We start from the raw sequence: 18735 nt of genomic DNA, 5'->3' as shown, positions 1-18735 counted from the left end.
CGCACGGCTTTTCCATTATGAATATAATATCATGTCAAGGGGCTTTTGTCAAGAGAAAATTTTTCTGACCCGGAAGGAATTCAACCTAGATAAAAACTGAGGATCAGAGCCACTAAAAAACTCATTAACAGGCATAAAGTTCCGAAATAAAGGACGATTTTAGCACGGAAAGCTGATAGGAGAAGGATAAAAGCTTTAATATCAATGAGGGAAGCGACCAGTAAAAAAGCTAGAGTGGAACCCACGGACAGATTAGTAATTAAAGAACCGGGGACAAAAGTGCTAAGACTGGCATTAACAGCGAGGGTGAAACCAAAGAACAACTGCACGAGAATTTGAGTAGCGGGAGTATTCCCCCAGGCAATTAATTGACTCTGAGGTAATAATAGCTGAAAGACACTAGCGATTGCACAGCCTATAATTAATAATCCCCCTAATTCCAGTGCTTCATCGATAAAGTTATCGAGAAATAACTGCACAGAAATCGGCCAAGCTTGCCTATCTCTAGTTTTATACTCATAAACAAGACTGCCGACTCTTTGCAGGGGTTGACTGGCTGCTTCCTCCGGTAAAAAACTACCGGAAAGAACCAAACTCGATTCCAGGGGAATTTCGCTATCGGTGCGGGGTTTTTCCCGGTAGAAACTAAAGAGAGTGCCGATAAAAATTGCCATTAACCACACCGAAAGCGATCGATAGAAGAAAATACTAGAATAGGTGAAAGTCTGCCAAGTTAGCCAAAGAGTGACGATATTTAGGGTAGGTGCAGCGGTGAGAAAGCTAAACACCACCCCTGGGGGTACTCCCTCTAATAAAAATCTTCTAGCGACGGGAATCGTGCCGTATTGTCCGACGGGTAAGATTAATCCGATTGTACTGCCGATGATCGCTCCTAAGACTCGATTACGGGGAAATATCGCCGCTAATCGCTGTTTATTGACGAAAACTAGCAAAAAACTGGAAACGGCTGTCCCCAAAAGTAAAAAGGGAAGGGAGGTCAAGACTAAACTAAGAAAAAAAGTAACGGCGATAGAAATTTGATTCATGAATAGGGTTCAAGATCGGAAGCTATCCTACAAAATAGCAGATAAGGTAAAAAGTAAGTAGTCGTGCCAAATTAATTTCTTGGTTAGGATAGGCACAAGGCAAAAGGCACTCATGCAAGATGCAACAATAGGTTAGTTTGTTGAAATCAACAATTAAAAAGAACGTAAAGCGATTAATTGTGCCTCAGCTTTATGAAGGGATTCTAACCATTCTTTTTCGGGATCGCTATCGGCAACTATTCCCGCTCCCACTTGTCCCCAAACAGTGTTTAAATTCCCTTGATTAGTCATTAATAGGGTACGGATGAGAATATTCAAATCTAAATGACCCCGTAGGTCAATATAGCCACAGGAACCATAGAATAAATTGCGTCGCATCGGTTCCAATTCTTCGATAATTTCTAGACAGCGAACTTTCGGACAACCGGTAATTGTTCCCCCGGGGAAAAGAGCTTTAATTAAATCAATAGCATGATACTTTTTATCTAATTTTCCTCGAACATTACTGACCAAGTGCATAACATGACTATAACGCTCGATCGTCAGTAATTCATCCACATGAACCGATCCCCATTCACAAACTCTACCTAGATCATTACGTTCTAGATCCACTAGCATAATATGCTCAGCCCGCTCTTTTTTATTAGTTAATAGTTCCTCGGCTAATTGTTGATCGAGTGCCTCGCTTTTACCCCGGGGACGAGTTCCAGCGATTGGTCTAGTGCTGGCTATTCCTCTTTCTAATTTTACCAATCTTTCGGGAGAACAACTAATCATTTCTCCCCAAGGAGTGCGCCAATAACTGGCAAAAGGAGAAGGGTTTATCTGTTGTAAACTGCGATAAATTTGCCATCCTTTTGCCTGAGTTGTGCTTTGAAATCTTAGGGATAAATTTGCTTGAAAAATATCACCTTTTCTGATATAGTCTAACGCTTTTTTAACAGCTTTTTCGTAGTCGAGTTGAGAAGTATAAAAGATTAAGGGAGAGGGATGAGGATCGATGAACTCAAAATCGGGGTTAGTGGTTAAAGATTGTTCGTATTTATCTAAATCTTCGGGTTTAGTGGCAGCTAACCAGAGAATTTGTGCTTGGTGATCGAGAATGGCAAAACTATCCGGTTCATACCAATAAGCGACGGGAAAAGGGAGACTATCAGCTTTCCTGTCGGGTAATTTTTCTATTTCCCAAGCTAAATCGTAGCCTAACCACCCCAACCAACCGCCATGGAAGGGAAGATGATCGGGAAGCACATCCGATCGAGTTTGGGGGAGTAAACTGCTTAAAAAGGGCAAAATTTCCCCTAATGCAGGGGTCCAAAGCTGACGCGGGGAACCAGCACAAAGAGAGTAACGGGAGAGGGAATTACCCGGATAGGGACTTTCTAGTAAAGTAGCGATCGCATCTTGGGAGAATAAGCAGGCAAAAACCTCGGAACCAGTGCGCTGATGCAGAGGAAGCGATCGCCAATGCCATGCTAAAGGTTTTTGCATCTAAAATCGCAGGCCAAAATAGCTGGGAAATTGGGTATAACTAGGGTTTTGGTGTTAGTTGTGGGGGAGTTGATCTTTCCTATCTGCTAACACCTATTATCTTAGTCCTAAATGTTTGCTGCCTCCCAATTATCCCCGATAATCGAGGTCAATTTCTTTAGAACCGCCGCGCTGTAATTGGCCTAATAATTCCCCTAACTGACTCCAAACCAAACCACCAATAAAGATAGTCATCGGGAGAGAGATAGCGTAGGCAACCCAACCATTGAGAATAAATATATCTAATCCCGAGGCCAGGAAAAGACAGATTCCTACACAAATACCAATAAAAGGAATTTGTAAGGAACTAGATTTTAAAAGATTTTGATCGTCTGAACCCTTATTTTTATACCAATTGTTAACCACTTGCTTGAGACTAGCTTCAAAAGCGGCCCCGCAGGTAATACCGATAAATAAACCGGCAAAAACTAGAAAATAGGGTGGTTGGGGCAGAAAATAATAATCCATAGAAAAAGTGATTAAGCGATGATGACCTTAAACACTTTAACGCGAACTGGTTTCTCGCGGAAGGACAGCGGCCACACCTTGGGAGGATAATTCCCGAAAAGCGCTCATGGCCACATCCAAGAGTCGCCGCGGTTGCAATTCTCCTTGAATTAAACCCCAGAGACGTTGCACTTCGGCAGTATGGAGACGGTCATCTTCCGTTAAAGCTAATAGCAATTGACGACGCAGATAACGACCTTCTTCCGAGAGAAGAAAAGTGATGCCTAATTGCGCTGTGGGCAGTAAATCGAAGTTACTTTCCGATCGAGCCATTGTAATCATGTTTTCTAGGCGTTGCCACTGGAATTTACCGTCTTTGAACAGTACATCCAGTAAACGCCGGCGCAGTTGCGGTGATTCCCCGGTCAGGAGACGTTTAGCGACGTAGGGATAGGCCACTTGGACGATTTTGAAGTTAGGATCGAGGGTGAGGGCTGCCCCTTCTTGGGTGACGAGGGAACGAATAATCAGGGCGAATTTGGCGGGAATCCGGAAGGGATACTCGTACATCAATTCGGAGAAATCATCGGTAATGGTGCGGAAATTGAAGTCACCGACCCTTTGACCGATGGCATTGCCTAAAACTCGTTCTAGGGCGGGAATAATTGGTTTTATATCGGTTTCTGGGGTTAAAAATCCCAGTTTGACAAAGTTGCTGGCCAGGTTTTCGTAGTCTTTGTTAATTAAATCGACGACGCAACTAGCGAGGGTTTCTTTAGTTTCCTCCTCTAACTGGTCCATCATGCCAAAATCGATATAGGCCATGCGACCATCAAAGGTGGCGAAAAGATTACCCGGATGGGGATCAGCATGGAAAAAGCCGTGTTCGAGGAGTTGCTGTAATCCAGAGGTTACGCCGATTTTAACGATATTATTGGGGTCTAATCCTAAAGCTTTGATGTTCTCGGTATCGGTGAGTTTATAGCCATCAATCCATTCCAGGGTGAGGACGCGGCGACCACTATAACGCCAGTAGATACTGGGAACTTTAACTTCGGGGTTATTTTGGAAGTTGGTGGCGAATTTTTCGGCGTTGCGACCTTCGTTTTGATAGTCGATTTCCTCAAAGAGTTTGGTTCCGAATTCATCGACAATCAGGGTGAGGTCGTGGCCGAGATTGAGGGGTAATAAACGGCCGAATTTTTGGGCGGCCCAGCGCATTAGGTATAAATCGAGGCTTAAAAGCTCCCGCAGCCCGGGCCGTTGCACTTTAACGGCTACTTCCTCGCCGGTGGGGAGTATCGCTTTGTAAACCTGGCCTAAACTAGCGGCAGCCACAGGGGTGGGAGATATTTCTCGATAGGCTTTTTCTACAGGCATCCCCAATTCTGTCTCGATAAGGGCAAAAGCGATGTGGTTATCGAAGGGGGGAAGTTGGTCTTGCAGTTTAACTAATTCGTCTAAAAAGTCTTTGCGAACGAGGTCGGGACGGGTAGAGAGAGCTTGACCGACTTTGATGAAGGTGGGACCCAAACGGGTGAGAATTTGCCTAAGTTCGCTGGCACGCCTGTATTTATTGGCTTCTTCTTGCTTTGTCCATTTGTCCCAGAGGAGACTGAGGAGAAATAATCCTAAAGACCAAATAATCACGAAAGCGCGACCGAACAATTGCCAAGGTTTATAACGGTATTGTTGAGCGATCGCTTCTGCACTGTAAGGAGTGAACTGTGTTTCTTCTCGTTTCCGGTCAGTTTGACTGTCTTGATGCCGACTCACTAGCTAATCTCTATATATCTTACGCCACTTGATATTGTAGCTAAGTTCTTGACATCAGTATACAAAACTACACATTATTTAATAATTGTTATAATTCCCTGAGAAATTATAAGTATTTATAACTAGACTGCTGGGGAAATTCTCGGCTAGTGGATGTCCTCAAGTACCTGATGGATATTTTCAACAAGCTGTTCTATAAAGGTAACGGCATCATTAACGAGATTTTCATCGATATTCCAGCGACTGCCAATGCCATAACTCGGGTCTATATCAGCTTCGTGGGCGATTTTGTTCCTTCGATCAACAATTATGCTAAGTTGGCTTTTAATATCTTTGGCTGGTTTATTTAGTTTGCTGGCCACTTCTTCCCACAATTTCTTGGCTGAAATTAATCTAATGGCCTCCGCTATCTTGTCCGGTTGTTGATAGCTTTTATATCTGAGGTTTTCTCTAATTTCAGTCTCTAGCCAATAATTACTATTAAGTTTGTTGGTGAGGAGATTTTCAATCATTGGTAGTACCTCGGAAATTGAGCGAGATTCTTGATCAAAAAAAGAACCGTAGTTTTGTTGAATTTCGTTCTCTAACCAAGAGCCAATACTAATAGCTATCAATCGTTCTTGTCGTGCGCCATTCAAGGAGACTTGAAAACGAGAAAAGGCAGATTGAGAACTGTTAGGAGTGGGAGAAGGTTCTGAACGTTGGCCTCGATAAATTTCTAGCATTCCTAGAGTAACCACTTCGTGAATATAATAATCTAAAGCGCTCACAGTCAGGACTAAAGCGGCTCTGAGGATATCCGATACATCTAGGGCGGAAGTAGTCTGAGATTTGAGGGAATTGTGGATAGCGATCAAGTCACGAACGCGGGCAAGACTAAGGCGAAATTGTTCAATTGCTAACTGCATAAATCTCGGAGGTAAGACCGATAACTTTGTCTGCTAAGTCAGAAAAAATATCTTTAAATTTTTGTTGTTTTTCTTGGGCTTGATCTAACACTGTACCTTGCCATCCTAATTGTTCAGCAGTTAGCGCAAAAACGTGCGTTTGATGCTCTTGAGATAAGGCAATAAGACTATTAAAATCAGGTATTTTTACTAGAGTACAGTAGTCTGGTACACCATTCTGATCGTAGATAAATTTCGGTAGCATCATGCCATTTTTTTCTAGGGCTGGAATCATTTTATCGCCGATATTTTCCTCGATTGTGTTAATCCAGTTTTCAAAGGCTTTTGTTTCTTTACCACGAATAATTCGATAGTTCTGAACAATAGTTCCCAAAAAATGTAGGTTAACTTCGGGGAAGGGATAGTTAGCGGTTTTGAGAATTGGTAAAGCACTAGCTGCCTTAGCCCATTGGTGCCACTTAGGCAAGATTTTAGTTAAAGAATCGATAGCCATAACCGAGAAAAAATCCGCTGTGGTTGGCACAATAAAAAAGTTGCTGGTCATCAGTATATTTTGATTGATTGACCCCAAACTGGGACTCATATCGATTAAAATATAGTCAGCTTCAAATCTTTCGGCAGTTTTGTCTAATAAATATGTAATCGCACCGGGGAGATTTTTTAAAGCCTGAATTGACCCACTAAGTTCTTGAGCAATACCTAGGATAACTTCATATTCAGCTAATCCCACATGACCGGGCAATAGAAATAAACGATCACGACCATCAATAGGAATACAGTCCACAGCTTCAATTAATCTCGGTTGAGACTCAAAAGCAGGTGCTAAAGCTGTTTTAATATTAGAGTAAGTATTGTAGATGGCTTGTAGTCTTTCCTCCCTATCTTCACTTTCATTAGTCAAAGCCATACCAGTTAAGTTACATTGGGGATCGGTATCGACAATAATTACTCTTTTACCCTTCTCAGCAAGCATCCAACCAAGATTAAAAGTGGTTGTAGTTTTGCTCACTCCACCTTTATGATTAAAAAAAGCTATTTTTTGCACCATGGCATTAATTATATTTGAAGATTGTTGCCCTTGGTCATTATTATAACATCAGTGTGGAGATTTTGCCATGATTTCTAGGCTAGAATAAGAGTCTCGGATTACTCGTTTTAATGCCTAGCAATTAAGGAAAAATTGCGCCATGGTTTCCACCCTAACACCCCCAATCGGATATTTAAGCAATTTCATCGGGATTAATGCCCAATTCTCGCAGCTTTTGGGCTAATTTTTCCGCCCGTTGTTGTTCTCTTTCTTTGGCTAATCTTTCCTGTTCTTTAGCTAATCTTTCCTGTTCTTTGGCTAATCTTTCCTGTCGGGCCGACTCTTGAGGGGTGGGAACCAATTCACCTGATTCGGTGAAATAGCGCAATTTATTGGCAAAAATCCCTAAATATAATCCCAGTTGCTTACTCCATAAATAACCGTTTTCATTGGGGGTAATCGGTTGATATTGTCCCTCGATTAAAGTGAATCCTTGCCATTCTAAGGTATTGGGATCAAACCAAAAATATTCAGGAGTCCGGAAAGTATGCTGATATAGTTCCTTTTTGGCTTTTCTGTCCACATTAGCGGTGGAATCGGAGAGAATTTCGATGATTAGATTGGGATATTTACCCCCTTCTCCCCAGACAACCCAACTTTTCCGGGGACGTTTCTCTGTATCTAAAACCACGAAAAAATCTGGTCCACAAAAATCTCGCTGTTTTAGTTGTCTTTCGTTATAATAAATAGTCAAATTGCCCGAGGCATAGTAATCGTTTCTATCTTGCCAGAGCCAATCAAGACAAGATAATAATAAAATAATTTGTTGTAAATGCAGATCACTTTCCACGGGTGGTTCATCACTCCATAAATCGGTGGGAGGACAGACAATATCGGTAGCAATATCTAGGGTTGTCATCGTTTATAAACCCATTGAGTCAATTTGGGGTGATTCTAGCAACAAGCCACAATCAATACAATTATATTATAAGTCCGATCGTTTTGCTTGTGTATAGGGTGTTAGGAGTCGGTTGGGGAAGTCAGAATATCATGACCTCAATCCCCTTGGTTGAAGGACTTATAAAAACCAGAAGAAAGCCACTAAAATAGCAGTGAGAGTGGCAGCAAAAATGAGAGCGTATTCAATTTTTTGATTGATAATACCAATAACCATGACTAGGGTAATTGCCAGAAGAAACACACCGATATAGACTAGATTTTGAGAACCTGAATTAACTAAATTATTATTTAAAGTCGGTGTGGGGGTGGGAGTTTGTAGAATTGTTGATGAGAGACTAATCGTGGAGGTAATGAACATAAATATTTATGACTACCATAGAACTAATTTTATACAGTAAACCGGACTGTCATCTTTGCGAAGGGTTGCTAGAGAAACTAGAAAAAATCCGTCAACCAGAGTGGCAATTAGAAATTAGGGACATTACCAGTCGAGAGGATTGGTTTAACGCTTATCAGTACGAAATCCCCGTCCTCTGTCAAAAACTAGCCACGGGGGAAAAAATCCTCCCTCGTCTTTCCCCCCGGGCAAATGCCGAACAATTGGCCCGTCTTTTAGCCAATAATTTAACCTAGGGGCTAATTACCCGGACTAGGAATAACGACCGGACTAGGAGAGGGAGAAGACTGGGCGACCGGTTGCGGTTTGGCTGCGGGTTTAGATTGATACCATTTAAAGTGTTGGTAGGCCGTGCGTGATATTTGTTGAATCAGAGTCCTAGCGTTACTATCATTGTGGGGACGTTTCACCATCACTGCTCCTAGATAGCGTTTGCCGTTGGGCATATCAATAATCCCCGCATCCGCTAACATCGAGCCAATATCACCAGTTTTATGGGCAATATCGGCGGCTTTCTCGATACCTTGCGGCAGCAGGGTGCGAGTGCGCGTTTCCTGCATAATATTCAATAGACGATCGCGGGAACGTAAACTGAGTAATTCCCCTTGATTAACTTTTCCTAAGATTGTCACCAAATCTCTCGGACTTGTGGTATTGGTTCCTTCCAAGTCTGGTAAAGGGTTATTAATTACCGTACTGGTCAAACCCCAAGCTTGAAAACGCTGATTAAGAGCCTTTTTGCCGCCCATACGCTTGATTAACATATTAGTAGCGGTATTATCGCTAATTACGTTCATTTTAGTGGCGGTTTCTAGGGCAGTATAGGTTTTATTCACTCCTAGATACTGCATATCTCCGGATCCACTGGCCAGGACATCCTTAGTGGCCACAAGGGGTTCATCGAGACGAATTTTTCCCGCGTCCACATCCTCAAAAAAGGCCACCAGAATGGGGATTTTAATCGTACTAGCGGCGGCAAAAATAGTATCTCCGCGAAAATTAGCGTAAGCACCGTTATCGAGGTCAATAAATAAAGCTCCCGCCTGTAATTTCGGATATTTGACCACTAAAGTCTGTAATTTCTGGTTGAGGCTGGTGAGATTTTCGTTTAAGACTAAGGTGGTCGGTTTTGGGGTGACGGGTTGGGGAGTCGGGGAATTAGTAGCGGTGGGTTTTGGATGTAGGGGTAATTTGCTCGGATCCACCACGGTTAAAACCGTACCAGCGATCGCACCTAAACCGACACCAAGGATAGAGAAGCGAAGAACCTGAAGGAGAAAAGAAGCGATTAGGTTAGTTTTACGCTGTTTTTTTGCCCTTTTAACCGGTAAAGACTTTTTTTTGTTGTTTGAGTCCATGGACTTAGGGGACCCAGGGCCAGATTGGACTTTAGTAGGACGACGAGTTACTTGACGAGTCACGGTTTTCCTCAAGGGTATCCAGATTTATTATCGATCGCTAGGAGAATTTTTTTTCTTGCCCTTGAGACTATCAAGACCGAGAAAAAGTTGCCCGATACTTTCAATATGACCGATAATACCCCGCAGCAGGGCTAATTCCTCCACCGTGGGCCGGGCCCGATGATAAAATTGCCGGAATTTCTCCATCCTAGCGGCGGCGGTGTGGGGGTAAAGATAGCCAATTTTGAGCAAAAAGCTCTCCAAGTGCTGATAATAGCCTTCTAGAGCCTCAAAAGTGGCATTAGGGGGCGTTTCTAACGGGGGTTCGAGCCTATTTTCCGTCGCCATTTGGTACAGTTCGTAGGAGCAAACCGCCACCGCTTGGGCGAGATTGAGGGAGGAATATTGAGGATTAGCGGGAATACCGACAAAACGCTGGGCGTGGTTCAGTTCGCTGTTACTTAAACCCCGGTCTTCTGGCCCGAAAATTAAGGCCGATTCCAGGTTAGGGGTGAGTAACCAGGGTAAGGCAGCCCGGGGTGTTTCGAGGGGAGTATTCAGGTGACGGGGTTTTGAGGTGGTGGCAATGATGCGATGACAACCCTGCAAAGCTTCCGGAAGGGTGGCTACCCGTGAACAGTTTTCTAGGACTTCAATCCCGTGTACTGCCATGCGTCGCGCTTCTTCTGCAAGGATATCACAGGCAGGATTGACGATAATTAAGCGACTTAAGCCCATATTCCGCATAATTCTGGCAGTGGAACCCACATTTAAGGCTCCGGCCGGTTCAACCAAAATAATTCTCAGGCGATCGAGTGGGGAACTCTGATTATTTTCATCTACACTCATAGATAAGGCGCAGTTTTTGACTTTTTAATTTTAATCATGGCACGTCAGATATCGAAGTCCGATCTTCCCAGTAAAATTTGTCCCGTTTGCGGTTTATCCTTTACTTGGCGCAAAAAGTGGCAAAACTGTTGGCATGAGGTCAAATACTGTTCAGAACGTTGTCGTCGTCGCAAGTCCTCGGCCAATCAGTAAAAAGCCTAGAATTTTAACTATCAAATAGGCACTCTTGCAAAGGGCAATTTTTAGCTGAGGACTTAGATGGGTAATTAATTTTGCTTGGGTACTCTATTAGCTTTTAATTTTACGGCTAATTTAGTAAGCTGATACTTGGCTAAATTAACTTTTTCTTAAGAGAATCTGAATGCACATTGCCTGGTTAGGAAAAAAATCTCCTTTTTGCGGTAACGTTACCTATGGGCGAGAAGTGACTAATTCCCTGCTCGATCGAGATTATCAAGTCAGTTTTCTGCATTTTTCTTCCGAAAAACCCACCGTAAGCGATTGGCCCGACTTTTACGACGAAATCACCCTGCCACGTCTCTATAGTTCCCAAGTCTATACTATTCCCACCCTGAAATCGAGTCGGGTTCTACAGGATAAACTCAGGGAACTGAAACCCGATCTAGTTCATGCGTCCTTACCCCTGTCTCCCCTCGATTTTCTGCTACCAGAAATTTGTGAGTCTTTAGATTTGCCTCTGGTGGCGACTTTTCACCCGGCTTTTGATAGTAAAATTCGCAATCTCATCTCCAGTACCCAATTATTAACCTACCAACTACACGCCCCTTTTTTAGCTAATTACGATAAGGTAATTATTTTTTCCACCTCTCAACGGGATTTTTTAGTTAAATTGGGAGTTCCCGAAGAAAAATTAGCAATTATTCCCAACGGGGTTGATATTAATAAGTATTGTCCAGGACAATCGAATATTAAAGCGCAATATAATGCCGATTGTTTATTTATTTATCTCGGTCGGATCATGCCGGAGAAAAATGTAGAATCTTTATTGAAAGCTTGGAAAAAAACCAATTTAGGGGGTAGATGCAAACTGCTCATTGTTGGCGATGGTCCGTTGACTCCTTCCCTCAAACCTTTTTATGGGGAAGAAGATGGTATTATCTGGTTAGGTTTTATCGGCGATGAAAATAAACGAATTGAAATTTTGCGCGGGGTTGACGGCTTTATTTTACCCTCATTAGTGGAAGGTTTATCGATTTCCCTTTTGGAAGCGATGGCCTGCGGTGTTGCTTGTCTGGCTACGGATGTGGGTGCCGATGGGGAAGTGTTAAAAGGTGCGGGAATAGTTCTAGATACTAAAGGACTAATTACCCAATTAAAAACTCTCTTGCCTGTATTAAGAGATCATCCCGAATTAACCACAATTTTAGGACAAAAAGCCCGTCAAAGAGTTTTAGACTCTTATACTCTTAGCAAAAATATTGACCGCTTACAGTTAGTTTATCAAGAAGTGTTAGCCCAAAAACAATCTTCTCTTAGCTACTTTCACTAAGGAATTTATATGACGATTGCCCGGACAATTTGCTTGGGATTTATGGCGGTAATTTTAGCGGGAACTTCCCTGTTGATGTTGCCTGTTTCTACCACTAGCGGCACTTGGAATGATCCAATTGTTGCCCTCTTTACCTCCACTTCTGCCGTCTGTGTCACGGGTTTAGCAGTAGTAGATACGGGTACTTATTTTTCTTTTTGGGGTCAATTATTTATCGCTTTATTAATTCAAGTGGGTGGACTGGGATATATGACCACTACCACTTTTTTAATGTTATTAATTGGGCGAAAATTTGACCTGAGACAGAAGTTAGCAATTCAAGAATCCTTCGATCGACCTTTCCTACAAGGTAGTCAAAGTTTAATGAAATCAGTGATTGCTACTACTCTAGTTTTTGAGTTAACAGCAACTTTGGTTATGTTAACTGTCTTCGCACAAAAGTATGATTTTAGATATGCAGTGTGGTTATCTTTATTTCATAGTATTAGTGCTTGGAATAATGCGGGTTTTGGCTTGTTTAAAGATAACTTAATGTCCTATCAGTCTTCAATTATTATTAACTTATCTATCACAGGATTGATCATTTTTGGAGGTATCGGTTATCAGGTAATTATCGAGTTTTACACTTGGTTTATTTACCGCTTTCAATATAAACGAAAAGGCTTTGTTTTTTCTCTTAACTATAAAGTTGCTATCAGCACAACTATATTTTTATTAGTGATAGGAACCTTGGCTTTTTTACTTACTGAACAGGGAAATGGTGACACTTTTGCTAATTTATCAATTAAAGATAAATTGCTGGCCGCTTGGTTCCAATCGGTAACATCGAGAACAGCAGGATTTAATACCATTGATATTGGTAAAATTTCCGTAGAAGGTTTATCAATTACCATGGCTTTGATGTTTATTGGTGCCAGTCCTAGCGGTACAGGGGGCGGTATTAAGACCACAACTTTTAGGATTTTATACAACTGTACCCGCTCGGTTTTAAGAGGCCGTGAAGAAGTTACTCTTTATCAAAGACGCATTCCTATGCCGTTAATTTTAAAGTCAATGGCGGTGGTTTTTGGTTCAGTTATAGCGATTATTATCTCCACCCTAGCTATCTCATTTGTGGAGACAGATTTTCAAATGATTCAGCTGTTTTTTGAGGTAGTTTCTGCCTTTGGAACTGTCGGCCTATCTATGGGGATAACCGCCGCTTTATCACCGATTTCTAAGTTAATTATTGTTTTTATGATGTATTTGGGACGGGTAGGAGTTATACTTTTAATAGCGGCTATTATCGGCGATCCGAAACCAACAGTTATTAATTACCCCGAAGAAAACCTTTTAGTGGGATAATTAATATCAGTTATCAGTTATCAGTTATCAGTTATCAGTTTCTCCTGTCTCCCCACTCATTGACACTAGCATTTTAAATGCGTAACAGTTTCACTTAAAATTATGCAATCAATTAAATTTTTTAGTAGTATGCGTCCCCAAAATCGTCAATTTGCCGTCATCGGATTAGGCAGATTTGGGCGTGCCGTTTGTGAAACCTTACGCAAACAAGGTTATCAGGTGGTAGGGACAGATATTGACGAAGGATTAGTAGCACAAGCGTTATCTGATCGAATAGTAGATAATGCGATCGAGCTTGATTCTACCAAACCTAACGCTCTGCGAGAAGCGGGAATTTTTGAAACCGATACGGTGATTGTCGCTATTGGTAAATACGTGGAAGAAAGTATCATTACCACTCTCAATTGTAAGGAAGCGGGGGTTAATTTTGTCGCAGCTAAAGCCTCCACAGAAATCCATGGAAAATTACTCAAAAAAGTTGGCGCAGATTTAGTAGTTTTTCCCGAATATGATGCCGGTTGTGAGTTAGCGCACCGTTTAACTAGACCATCAATTTTAGAACGATTTGATCTCGATCCCGAACATAGTATTGTCGAGTTAAAAGTCCCGGAGGCTTTTCACGGTAAAACCCTAGCAGAGTTAGAAATTCGTAATCGTTATGGGTTAAATATTGTCGCTGTCGGTAATGCGGAAAAATTCAAGATTAACCCCAATCCCCAAGAAAGATTACACAAGGATTTAGCCATGGTGGTAATTGGTTCTAACCGAGATATTCAGCGTTTACCGATTTGACACTCCCCGCTCTAAAGAGACGGGGATTCTTGGTTCACAGAGATTACTTGCTTAGACAGAATTGCTTCTGAAAAAGTAGAGGTATTCTCTCCCCAAGCGTTTATTGGATCGAGCCCAAAGGTTCCGACACGCCCTGCCGTACCCAACAAGCGTACGTTATTAATAGCGTACGCTATAATATTGGTATGGGAAAAAATCAGGCTCAAGAAAGAAGAAATCGTATCGAAAAAGGTCTTTGCCGTTTTTGCATTAGACCAAGACTTCTTAACAGCAATCAACTTTGCGAAGATCATTACATACAAAATGCGGTCAAGTGCGCTATCGGCAAATGCGATAAAGAAACCGTAGCGATTTTGAAATCCAAATTCCACGATCATCCTTACTGTCCTTACACAGGCGAAAAACTGGTTTTGGGAGTAAACACGCATATTGACCACATCGAATCTAAGAAGAATAGACCAGACCTTGCTAAAGAGTTGACGAATCTTGAGTGGGTGTCAGATAGAGCGAATCTAGCAAAAAATGGAATGAGTAAACAGGAGTTTATTCAATTCTGCTCGCTAGTCGCTTCTCTCAACCAATCCCCTTGATGCCCTACCGTACTTAGTCCCCTTTTAAGGATGTTGATTGCGGCGTTTTCATCCCTATCCAAAACACATCCACATTTGCACTGATGGGTTCTAGTCGATAAAGATTTTTTGACAGTTTCACCACAGTTTGAACAGTTTTGGCTTGTATAATTCGGTGAGACAGCAATCGTTATCTTGCCGAATTTAACCCCAAAATACTCTATCCATTCCCGAAACTGATACCAGGCCGCATCATTTATCGATTTAGCTAGACAATGATTCTTGACTAAGTTCTTAACTCTTAAATCCTCGTAGGCTATCACATCGCTAGAGTGAACTACGCACCTTGCTAATTTCACAGCAAAGTCTTGACGTTGCCTATTTACTTTAAGGTGAGCTTTAGCTAATCTTTGTCTAGCTTTTTGACGATTTTTACTTCCCTTTTTCTTTTTAGATAATCGCCTTTGAAGTCGTTTTAATCGTTTCTCGGACTTTCTCAAGAATTGAGGATTATCAACCTTGTTGCCATTGTTATCTGTATAGAAAGAAGCCAAACCTACATCTAAACCAATACACTTACCTGATGGTTTAACATCTTCTTTAACGTCACAAGAAAGGACAAATTGACAATAATAACCGTCCGCTCTCCGAATCAACCTAACCCGTTTAATATCGGATTCTTGAAAGTACCCTAAATCCCAAGTTCCTACCAACTTAAGAACACCAATGTTTTTCTTGTCAGTGAACTTAACAGTTTTAGGGCTAAGAAGCTTCCATCCTGATTGTTTGTATTCAACAGAGCGAGATTTTTTAAATTGAGGATACCCCTTTTTGCCTGATACTTTACGTTTACAGTTGTCGTAAAAACGACTAATTGAACTCCAAGCACGTTCAGCACTTGCCTGTCTAGCAGTTGAATTAAGTTCATCGGCAAATTTAAAGTCCTGAGCTAATTCTTTAGAATATCGGTATAAATCGTTCTTACCCGTACCTTTTGTATCCATCCATAACCTTACACATTTGTTACGGATGAATTGAGCAGTACGAATAGCATCGTCTATGGCTTGATACTGTTGAGTTTTAGCTTTAACTTTAAACTCTAAGACAAACATTTTACGCACGGGTTACTTAGATAAAATCAGTATAGCACAATAAAAGTTAAGTTAACAAGCTATAGTTTAAAAAGCCGTCCTAAAAGGACGGGGCTTTAACCCAAAATTTCGGTAAATTTTAGTCAAACATTTGATTTACTTAGTTTCTAATCCTCTTTTTAGGTAGGAGAATTGTCAGAGCCTTTCTCTTGCCTATTGCCTATTGCCTATTGCCTTCAGAAACTGATAACTGATAACTGATTAATTTCCTCGCCAAAAGACAATCGAATTATTGAGAGGTTGAATGGTGGTGCCGGGATAATAGAAAGCGAGAATTTGTTCGGGAGACCAACCCAAACGGGCTAAATTATAGGAACCAAATTGACTTAATCCCACCCCGTGGCCAAAACCGCCACCAATAAAGTTATAACCCTGGATCTGTCGATTGGTATCGTAGATAGGATCGATGTAGAATAGGGTACTGCGAGGCGGTCCTAAGGCACTACGCACCTCATTTTTATGCAGTTCCAAAATCCCCTTATCAGTTTGAATGGTCATAGTCAGAATCCGACCAGAAGGAGAGCGCTTAGTCACTTCCATCCATTGGATTTTCTGGAAGTCGGCAAGGGGATGTTTTCGCCGTGTTAGATAGGTTTCTAGGTCTTGACTCAAATCAGCTAAAGAAGCTTGTTTTTGCCAGCGAAAAACCCGTCGTCCCGTCTCATTAAAACCATCTTTAAGATTAATAAACTGGCGAAAAGTTGTCTCATTAGCGAGGGATTGTTTCGACAGATCCCAAACTCGATTAGGGGAGTCCACCACTGCCCGGAGATAAGGTCTTTCTTCCCCATCCCACACATCACTAAAGAGGGCAGTTACTCCGCCGGTGGTGGAGGAATAAAGGGCATCCACTAACTCATTTTGGTAGGTTAAAACCAGTCCTTGGGTGGCTGCGATCGCTTGATCAGCCCGGGGATTAGTTCCCGTCAATCCATAATAAACTTGACAATGGGTATCGGCACAGAGTTCGTAATTATCGGCTTGAAAACGGCGGAGATTGCGGAGGGCGTAGGTACGGGCGATAATAGTTTGCGCCTGGGTGGCACTTTCTGGAGCATCATGACCGATTTCGTGGGGTACAACCCCGCGCAGGTAGGTTTCGAGGGGAACGTTATTAACTAGGGTAAAAGTGCCGTAGGCGTTGGGCTGTAGGCGCATAGTCCCACCGTACAAACGTACCTGATCGGGGCTATGGGTAACTTGAATCAGGTTTTTTTGGCTCTCGATTTCCAATTCTTTGGGAAAATAGCGCACCCCGTTGATCTGGAAAGAAACTTGCGGCTTTTCTTTGAGTAAAACACTATTAATATAGGGTTGATTGTGGCCTTTTGCTTGCAAACTGGTCAGCAACCAACGTCGCACTAGGGGATTTTCATAAACTTCTCGCTTTGCCCAAACCTGCCAGCGTCCGGGTTGGGTAATTTCCACTTTAATGCCCATTTTTGCCCAGTTTTTGGCGCTATTTTCGGCGGTTTCAAAGGTGGCGTGGTCGCTCAAAATGACTTTTTCTTGGAGGATGGGAGAAGCGAGGGGACGGGGAATAACTTCTAATTGTAGGCGATTGGTTTGCAGGGTTTGGGATTGGCCATCTTCTCCCACCACGCGCAGGGTGAGATTATCACCACTGGTACTACTCAGGGTTAATTTTTCCTTGGCTTCATCGCCAAAACGTTGGACAATGCCCACTCTCAGAAGGACATCCTTGGCTATAGCGGCAGGAATTAGGGTTAAACTGAGCAAGATCGCCGCAGTTATGGAACCGATGCTAATTATTGGTTTTTTTTCCTTGATTTTTAGCATAAAGTCAAGTATCTGTTAATAAGTTTTCATAAAATTTGAGGATATTCAGAGATTATAGCAGCAAGCCGTTGGGGAAATGGGGAAATGGGGAATTTCAGCTAAAACCCTAAAAACCCCAATACTCAACAAAGCATCTAACTTTCCCCATCGCTGATAATGCGTAAACGTACCGTTTTTTGCCCACCCTCATCCAGTTCTACTTCGATCACTTCACTGGTTAAACTTTCCAAACAGGTTAACATCGATCGCAGATGGGGATTACTTGCTCCCGTATCCACATAGAGGCGATCGGACAAACTACCCAAACGTTTCCAAGTAGTATAAAGTTTAGCCACGGCCTGCTCTAATTGTGTGGCTTGTTTAACCAGATCCGCCGCCGTATTTAGACAATCGACGCGCAAAGCTTCTTCTAGAGCCATCTCAATATCTAAATTACCCCGTCGGAGAGTTTGTACTTGGGCCGCCGCATCGAGATATTTAGCTAAACTGCGTGCTTCCGAGGTGATTAATTTTACCGTGTCCACATCGGGATTAGCGGCGATTTCTTGACGGAGAGTGTCGATATGAGTATCGGGTAACTTTTCTAATTCTTTCACTAAGGGAGCGAGATGACGCGCCGGTAAACTACCATCGCTGGCCTTTTCCTTCACTTCATCGGGTAGTAAATCTGAACTCATCGCCGTCCATTCATCGGCCAATTGCTTCACCTCCCGACGGGTAATTCTCTCCCCTTGTCGGGCTGCATCACTGACTAATTTTTGAATTTCGGGGGCAGATTTGGCCGTTTCTACGAAGGCGCGTTTACTAAAATTATTGATACTATCGGGATCTAATTGTCCTTCCGCTAGGAGAGTATCGGCACTATTAGCCAATTGAATCAGAGCATAAGCTTGACTTTTAGTGATTTCTCGCTGTTTTAACCAGTTTAAAAAGCCTGTACCGCGACTATCACCGCCTTGCTTCTCCCGGTCGCGAATAGCTCGCAAAATTCGCCCCCGCCAGATTTCCGTTTGCAAATCAAAGCGATCGCAGACTTTCCAAAAAGAATCCAGTTGCTGCTGAAAATCATGATCTTGGATGGTTTCATCTTCGGGATCCGGCAGTTGAAAGTTAAACTCTAGAGGCGTTTCAAAGGCATCAATGATCGCGGAGGTGTCGGAGGAGAACGTCGCAGCATCAACCATAGGATAGACTCGGCAGTTAATCAGGCATTTTATCTTAACTCGCTC

The 18735-nt window shown here is 42.4% G+C and carries 18 protein-coding genes and 1 pseudogene; 5 read left to right on the top strand and 14 right to left on the bottom strand.

What is annotated here, in order from left to right; translation table 11 throughout:
* Positions 1 to 80 precede the first annotated feature (80 nt).
* The 8 genes from IM485_RS09580 to IM485_RS09545 all read right to left on the bottom strand — a co-directional run bounded on the left by IM485_RS09580 (position 81) and on the right by IM485_RS09545 (position 8052).
* Complete coding sequence (locus IM485_RS09580) at positions 81 to 1046, bottom strand: permease (protein WP_287742660.1); 966 nt, start codon at positions 1044 to 1046, stop codon at positions 81 to 83.
* Between the two features lie 153 nt (positions 1047 to 1199).
* The gene (locus IM485_RS09575; RefSeq protein ID WP_287742657.1) at positions 1200 to 2537 is read right to left on the bottom strand and encodes an anthranilate synthase component I; all 1338 of its coding nucleotides are present in this window, start codon (positions 2535 to 2537) and stop codon (positions 1200 to 1202) included.
* Between the two features lie 129 nt (positions 2538 to 2666).
* On the bottom strand, positions 2667 to 3044 hold the full coding sequence (locus IM485_RS09570) for a hypothetical protein (RefSeq protein WP_002734118.1): 378 nt from the start codon (positions 3042 to 3044) through the stop codon (positions 2667 to 2669).
* 36 nt (positions 3045 to 3080) lie between these two features.
* On the bottom strand, positions 3081 to 4799 hold the full coding sequence (locus tag IM485_RS09565) for an ABC1 kinase family protein (RefSeq protein ID WP_104395709.1): 1719 nt from the start codon (positions 4797 to 4799) through the stop codon (positions 3081 to 3083).
* Between the two features lie 146 nt (positions 4800 to 4945).
* On the bottom strand, positions 4946 to 5707 hold the full coding sequence (locus tag IM485_RS09560) for a HEPN domain-containing protein (RefSeq protein WP_104395710.1): 762 nt from the start codon (positions 5705 to 5707) through the stop codon (positions 4946 to 4948).
* A complete protein-coding gene (locus IM485_RS09555; protein ID WP_287742652.1) occupies positions 5691 to 6755 on the bottom strand; it encodes a ParA family protein in 1065 nt (354 codons plus the stop codon). The genes IM485_RS09560 and IM485_RS09555 overlap by 17 nt, the downstream gene beginning before the upstream one ends.
* Positions 6756 to 6927: 172 nt before the next feature.
* Entirely contained in the window at positions 6928 to 7653 is a 726-nt protein-coding gene (locus tag IM485_RS09550; RefSeq protein ID WP_002746402.1) for a Uma2 family endonuclease, read from the bottom strand.
* Positions 7654 to 7812: 159 nt separating this feature from the next.
* Complete coding sequence (locus IM485_RS09545) at positions 7813 to 8052, bottom strand: hypothetical protein (RefSeq protein WP_002733166.1); 240 nt, start codon at positions 8050 to 8052, stop codon at positions 7813 to 7815.
* An 8-nt stretch (positions 8053 to 8060) separates the two neighbouring features.
* Here IM485_RS09545 and IM485_RS09540 point away from each other — a divergent pair, with 8 nt between their 5' ends.
* Complete coding sequence (locus tag IM485_RS09540) at positions 8061 to 8327, top strand: glutaredoxin family protein (RefSeq protein ID WP_002750529.1); 267 nt, start codon at positions 8061 to 8063, stop codon at positions 8325 to 8327.
* Between the two features lie 3 nt (positions 8328 to 8330).
* Here the strand turns inward: IM485_RS09540 and IM485_RS09535 are convergent, their stop codons facing one another.
* Positions 8331 to 9512 (bottom strand): serine hydrolase, encoded by a 1182-nt coding sequence (locus IM485_RS09535; RefSeq protein WP_287742646.1) that lies wholly within the window; start codon positions 9510 to 9512, stop codon positions 8331 to 8333.
* 27 nt (positions 9513 to 9539) lie between these two features.
* The gene (locus IM485_RS09530) at positions 9540 to 10340 is read right to left on the bottom strand and encodes an RNA methyltransferase (protein WP_287742643.1); all 801 of its coding nucleotides are present in this window, start codon (positions 10338 to 10340) and stop codon (positions 9540 to 9542) included.
* A 36-nt stretch (positions 10341 to 10376) separates the two neighbouring features.
* Here IM485_RS09530 and IM485_RS09525 point away from each other — a divergent pair, with 36 nt between their 5' ends.
* The 4 genes from IM485_RS09525 to IM485_RS09510 all read left to right on the top strand — a co-directional run bounded on the left by IM485_RS09525 (position 10377) and on the right by IM485_RS09510 (position 13986).
* Positions 10377 to 10532, top strand: coding sequence for a DUF2256 domain-containing protein (locus IM485_RS09525; RefSeq protein WP_071846465.1), 156 nt, complete (start codon positions 10377 to 10379; stop codon positions 10530 to 10532).
* Between the two features lie 169 nt (positions 10533 to 10701).
* Complete coding sequence (locus IM485_RS09520) at positions 10702 to 11850, top strand: glycosyltransferase family 4 protein (protein ID WP_104395714.1); 1149 nt, start codon at positions 10702 to 10704, stop codon at positions 11848 to 11850.
* Between the two features lie 9 nt (positions 11851 to 11859).
* Positions 11860 to 13194: a TrkH family potassium uptake protein gene (locus IM485_RS09515; RefSeq protein WP_104395715.1), complete on the top strand. Its 1335-nt coding sequence runs from the start codon at positions 11860 to 11862 to the stop codon at positions 13192 to 13194.
* 102 nt (positions 13195 to 13296) lie between these two features.
* Positions 13297 to 13986, top strand: coding sequence for a potassium channel family protein (locus IM485_RS09510; RefSeq protein WP_002750520.1), 690 nt, complete (start codon positions 13297 to 13299; stop codon positions 13984 to 13986).
* An 11-nt stretch (positions 13987 to 13997) separates the two neighbouring features.
* Here the strand turns inward: IM485_RS09510 and IM485_RS22985 are convergent.
* The 4 genes and pseudogenes from IM485_RS22985 to IM485_RS09490 form a co-directional block, all read right to left on the bottom strand.
* A pseudogene (locus IM485_RS22985) lies at positions 13998 to 14138 on the bottom strand (RNA-guided endonuclease TnpB family protein); the annotation flags it as partial.
* A gap of 395 nt (positions 14139 to 14533) precedes the next feature.
* Positions 14534 to 15667, bottom strand: a complete 1134-nt coding sequence (locus IM485_RS09500; protein WP_016516871.1) for an RNA-guided endonuclease InsQ/TnpB family protein — start codon at positions 15665 to 15667, stop codon at positions 14534 to 14536.
* Positions 15668 to 15907: 240 nt separating this feature from the next.
* Positions 15908 to 17506, bottom strand: coding sequence for a SpoIID/LytB domain-containing protein (locus tag IM485_RS09495; protein ID WP_287742638.1), 1599 nt, complete (start codon positions 17504 to 17506; stop codon positions 15908 to 15910).
* A 134-nt stretch (positions 17507 to 17640) separates the two neighbouring features.
* A complete protein-coding gene (locus IM485_RS09490; protein ID WP_287742635.1) occupies positions 17641 to 18690 on the bottom strand; it encodes a hypothetical protein in 1050 nt (349 codons plus the stop codon).
* Positions 18691 to 18735 lie beyond the last annotated feature (45 nt).

It is taken from the genome of Microcystis sp. M169S2 (assembly GCF_020245865.1).
Taxonomy (GTDB): Bacteria; Cyanobacteriota; Cyanobacteriia; order Cyanobacteriales; family Microcystaceae; genus Microcystis; species Microcystis ichthyoblabe_A.
The sequence above is the reverse complement of the archived record's forward strand: the minus strand, read 5'-3'. Positions and strand labels throughout refer to the sequence as shown.

Excerpts from the sequence above, each read along its gene's own strand:
- IM485_RS09580 (WP_287742660.1), bottom strand. The coding sequence starts at position 1,046 with ATGAATCAAATTTCTATCGCCGTTACTTTTTTTCTTAGTTTAGTCTTG.
- IM485_RS09575 (WP_287742657.1), bottom strand. The coding sequence starts at position 2,537 with ATGCAAAAACCTTTAGCATGGCATTGGCGATCGCTTCCTCTGCATCAG.
- IM485_RS09570 (WP_002734118.1), bottom strand. The coding sequence starts at position 3,044 with ATGGATTATTATTTTCTGCCCCAACCACCCTATTTTCTAGTTTTTGCC.
- IM485_RS09560 (WP_104395710.1), bottom strand. The coding sequence starts at position 5,707 with ATGCAGTTAGCAATTGAACAATTTCGCCTTAGTCTTGCCCGCGTTCGT.
- IM485_RS09555 (WP_287742652.1), bottom strand. The coding sequence starts at position 6,755 with ATGGTGCAAAAAATAGCTTTTTTTAATCATAAAGGTGGAGTGAGCAAA.
- IM485_RS09550 (WP_002746402.1), bottom strand. The coding sequence starts at position 7,653 with ATGACAACCCTAGATATTGCTACCGATATTGTCTGTCCTCCCACCGAT.
- IM485_RS09545 (WP_002733166.1), bottom strand. The coding sequence starts at position 8,052 with ATGTTCATTACCTCCACGATTAGTCTCTCATCAACAATTCTACAAACT.
- IM485_RS09540 (WP_002750529.1), top strand. The coding sequence starts at position 8,061 with ATGACTACCATAGAACTAATTTTATACAGTAAACCGGACTGTCATCTT.
- IM485_RS09530 (WP_287742643.1), bottom strand. The coding sequence starts at position 10,340 with ATGAGTGTAGATGAAAATAATCAGAGTTCCCCACTCGATCGCCTGAGA.
- IM485_RS09525 (WP_071846465.1), top strand. The coding sequence starts at position 10,377 with ATGGCACGTCAGATATCGAAGTCCGATCTTCCCAGTAAAATTTGTCCC.
- IM485_RS09520 (WP_104395714.1), top strand. The coding sequence starts at position 10,702 with ATGCACATTGCCTGGTTAGGAAAAAAATCTCCTTTTTGCGGTAACGTT.
- IM485_RS09515 (WP_104395715.1), top strand. The coding sequence starts at position 11,860 with ATGACGATTGCCCGGACAATTTGCTTGGGATTTATGGCGGTAATTTTA.
- IM485_RS09510 (WP_002750520.1), top strand. The coding sequence starts at position 13,297 with ATGCAATCAATTAAATTTTTTAGTAGTATGCGTCCCCAAAATCGTCAA.
- IM485_RS09500 (WP_016516871.1), bottom strand. The coding sequence starts at position 15,667 with ATGTTTGTCTTAGAGTTTAAAGTTAAAGCTAAAACTCAACAGTATCAA.
- IM485_RS09495 (WP_287742638.1), bottom strand. The coding sequence starts at position 17,506 with ATGCTAAAAATCAAGGAAAAAAAACCAATAATTAGCATCGGTTCCATA.
- IM485_RS09490 (WP_287742635.1), bottom strand. The coding sequence starts at position 18,690 with ATGGTTGATGCTGCGACGTTCTCCTCCGACACCTCCGCGATCATTGAT.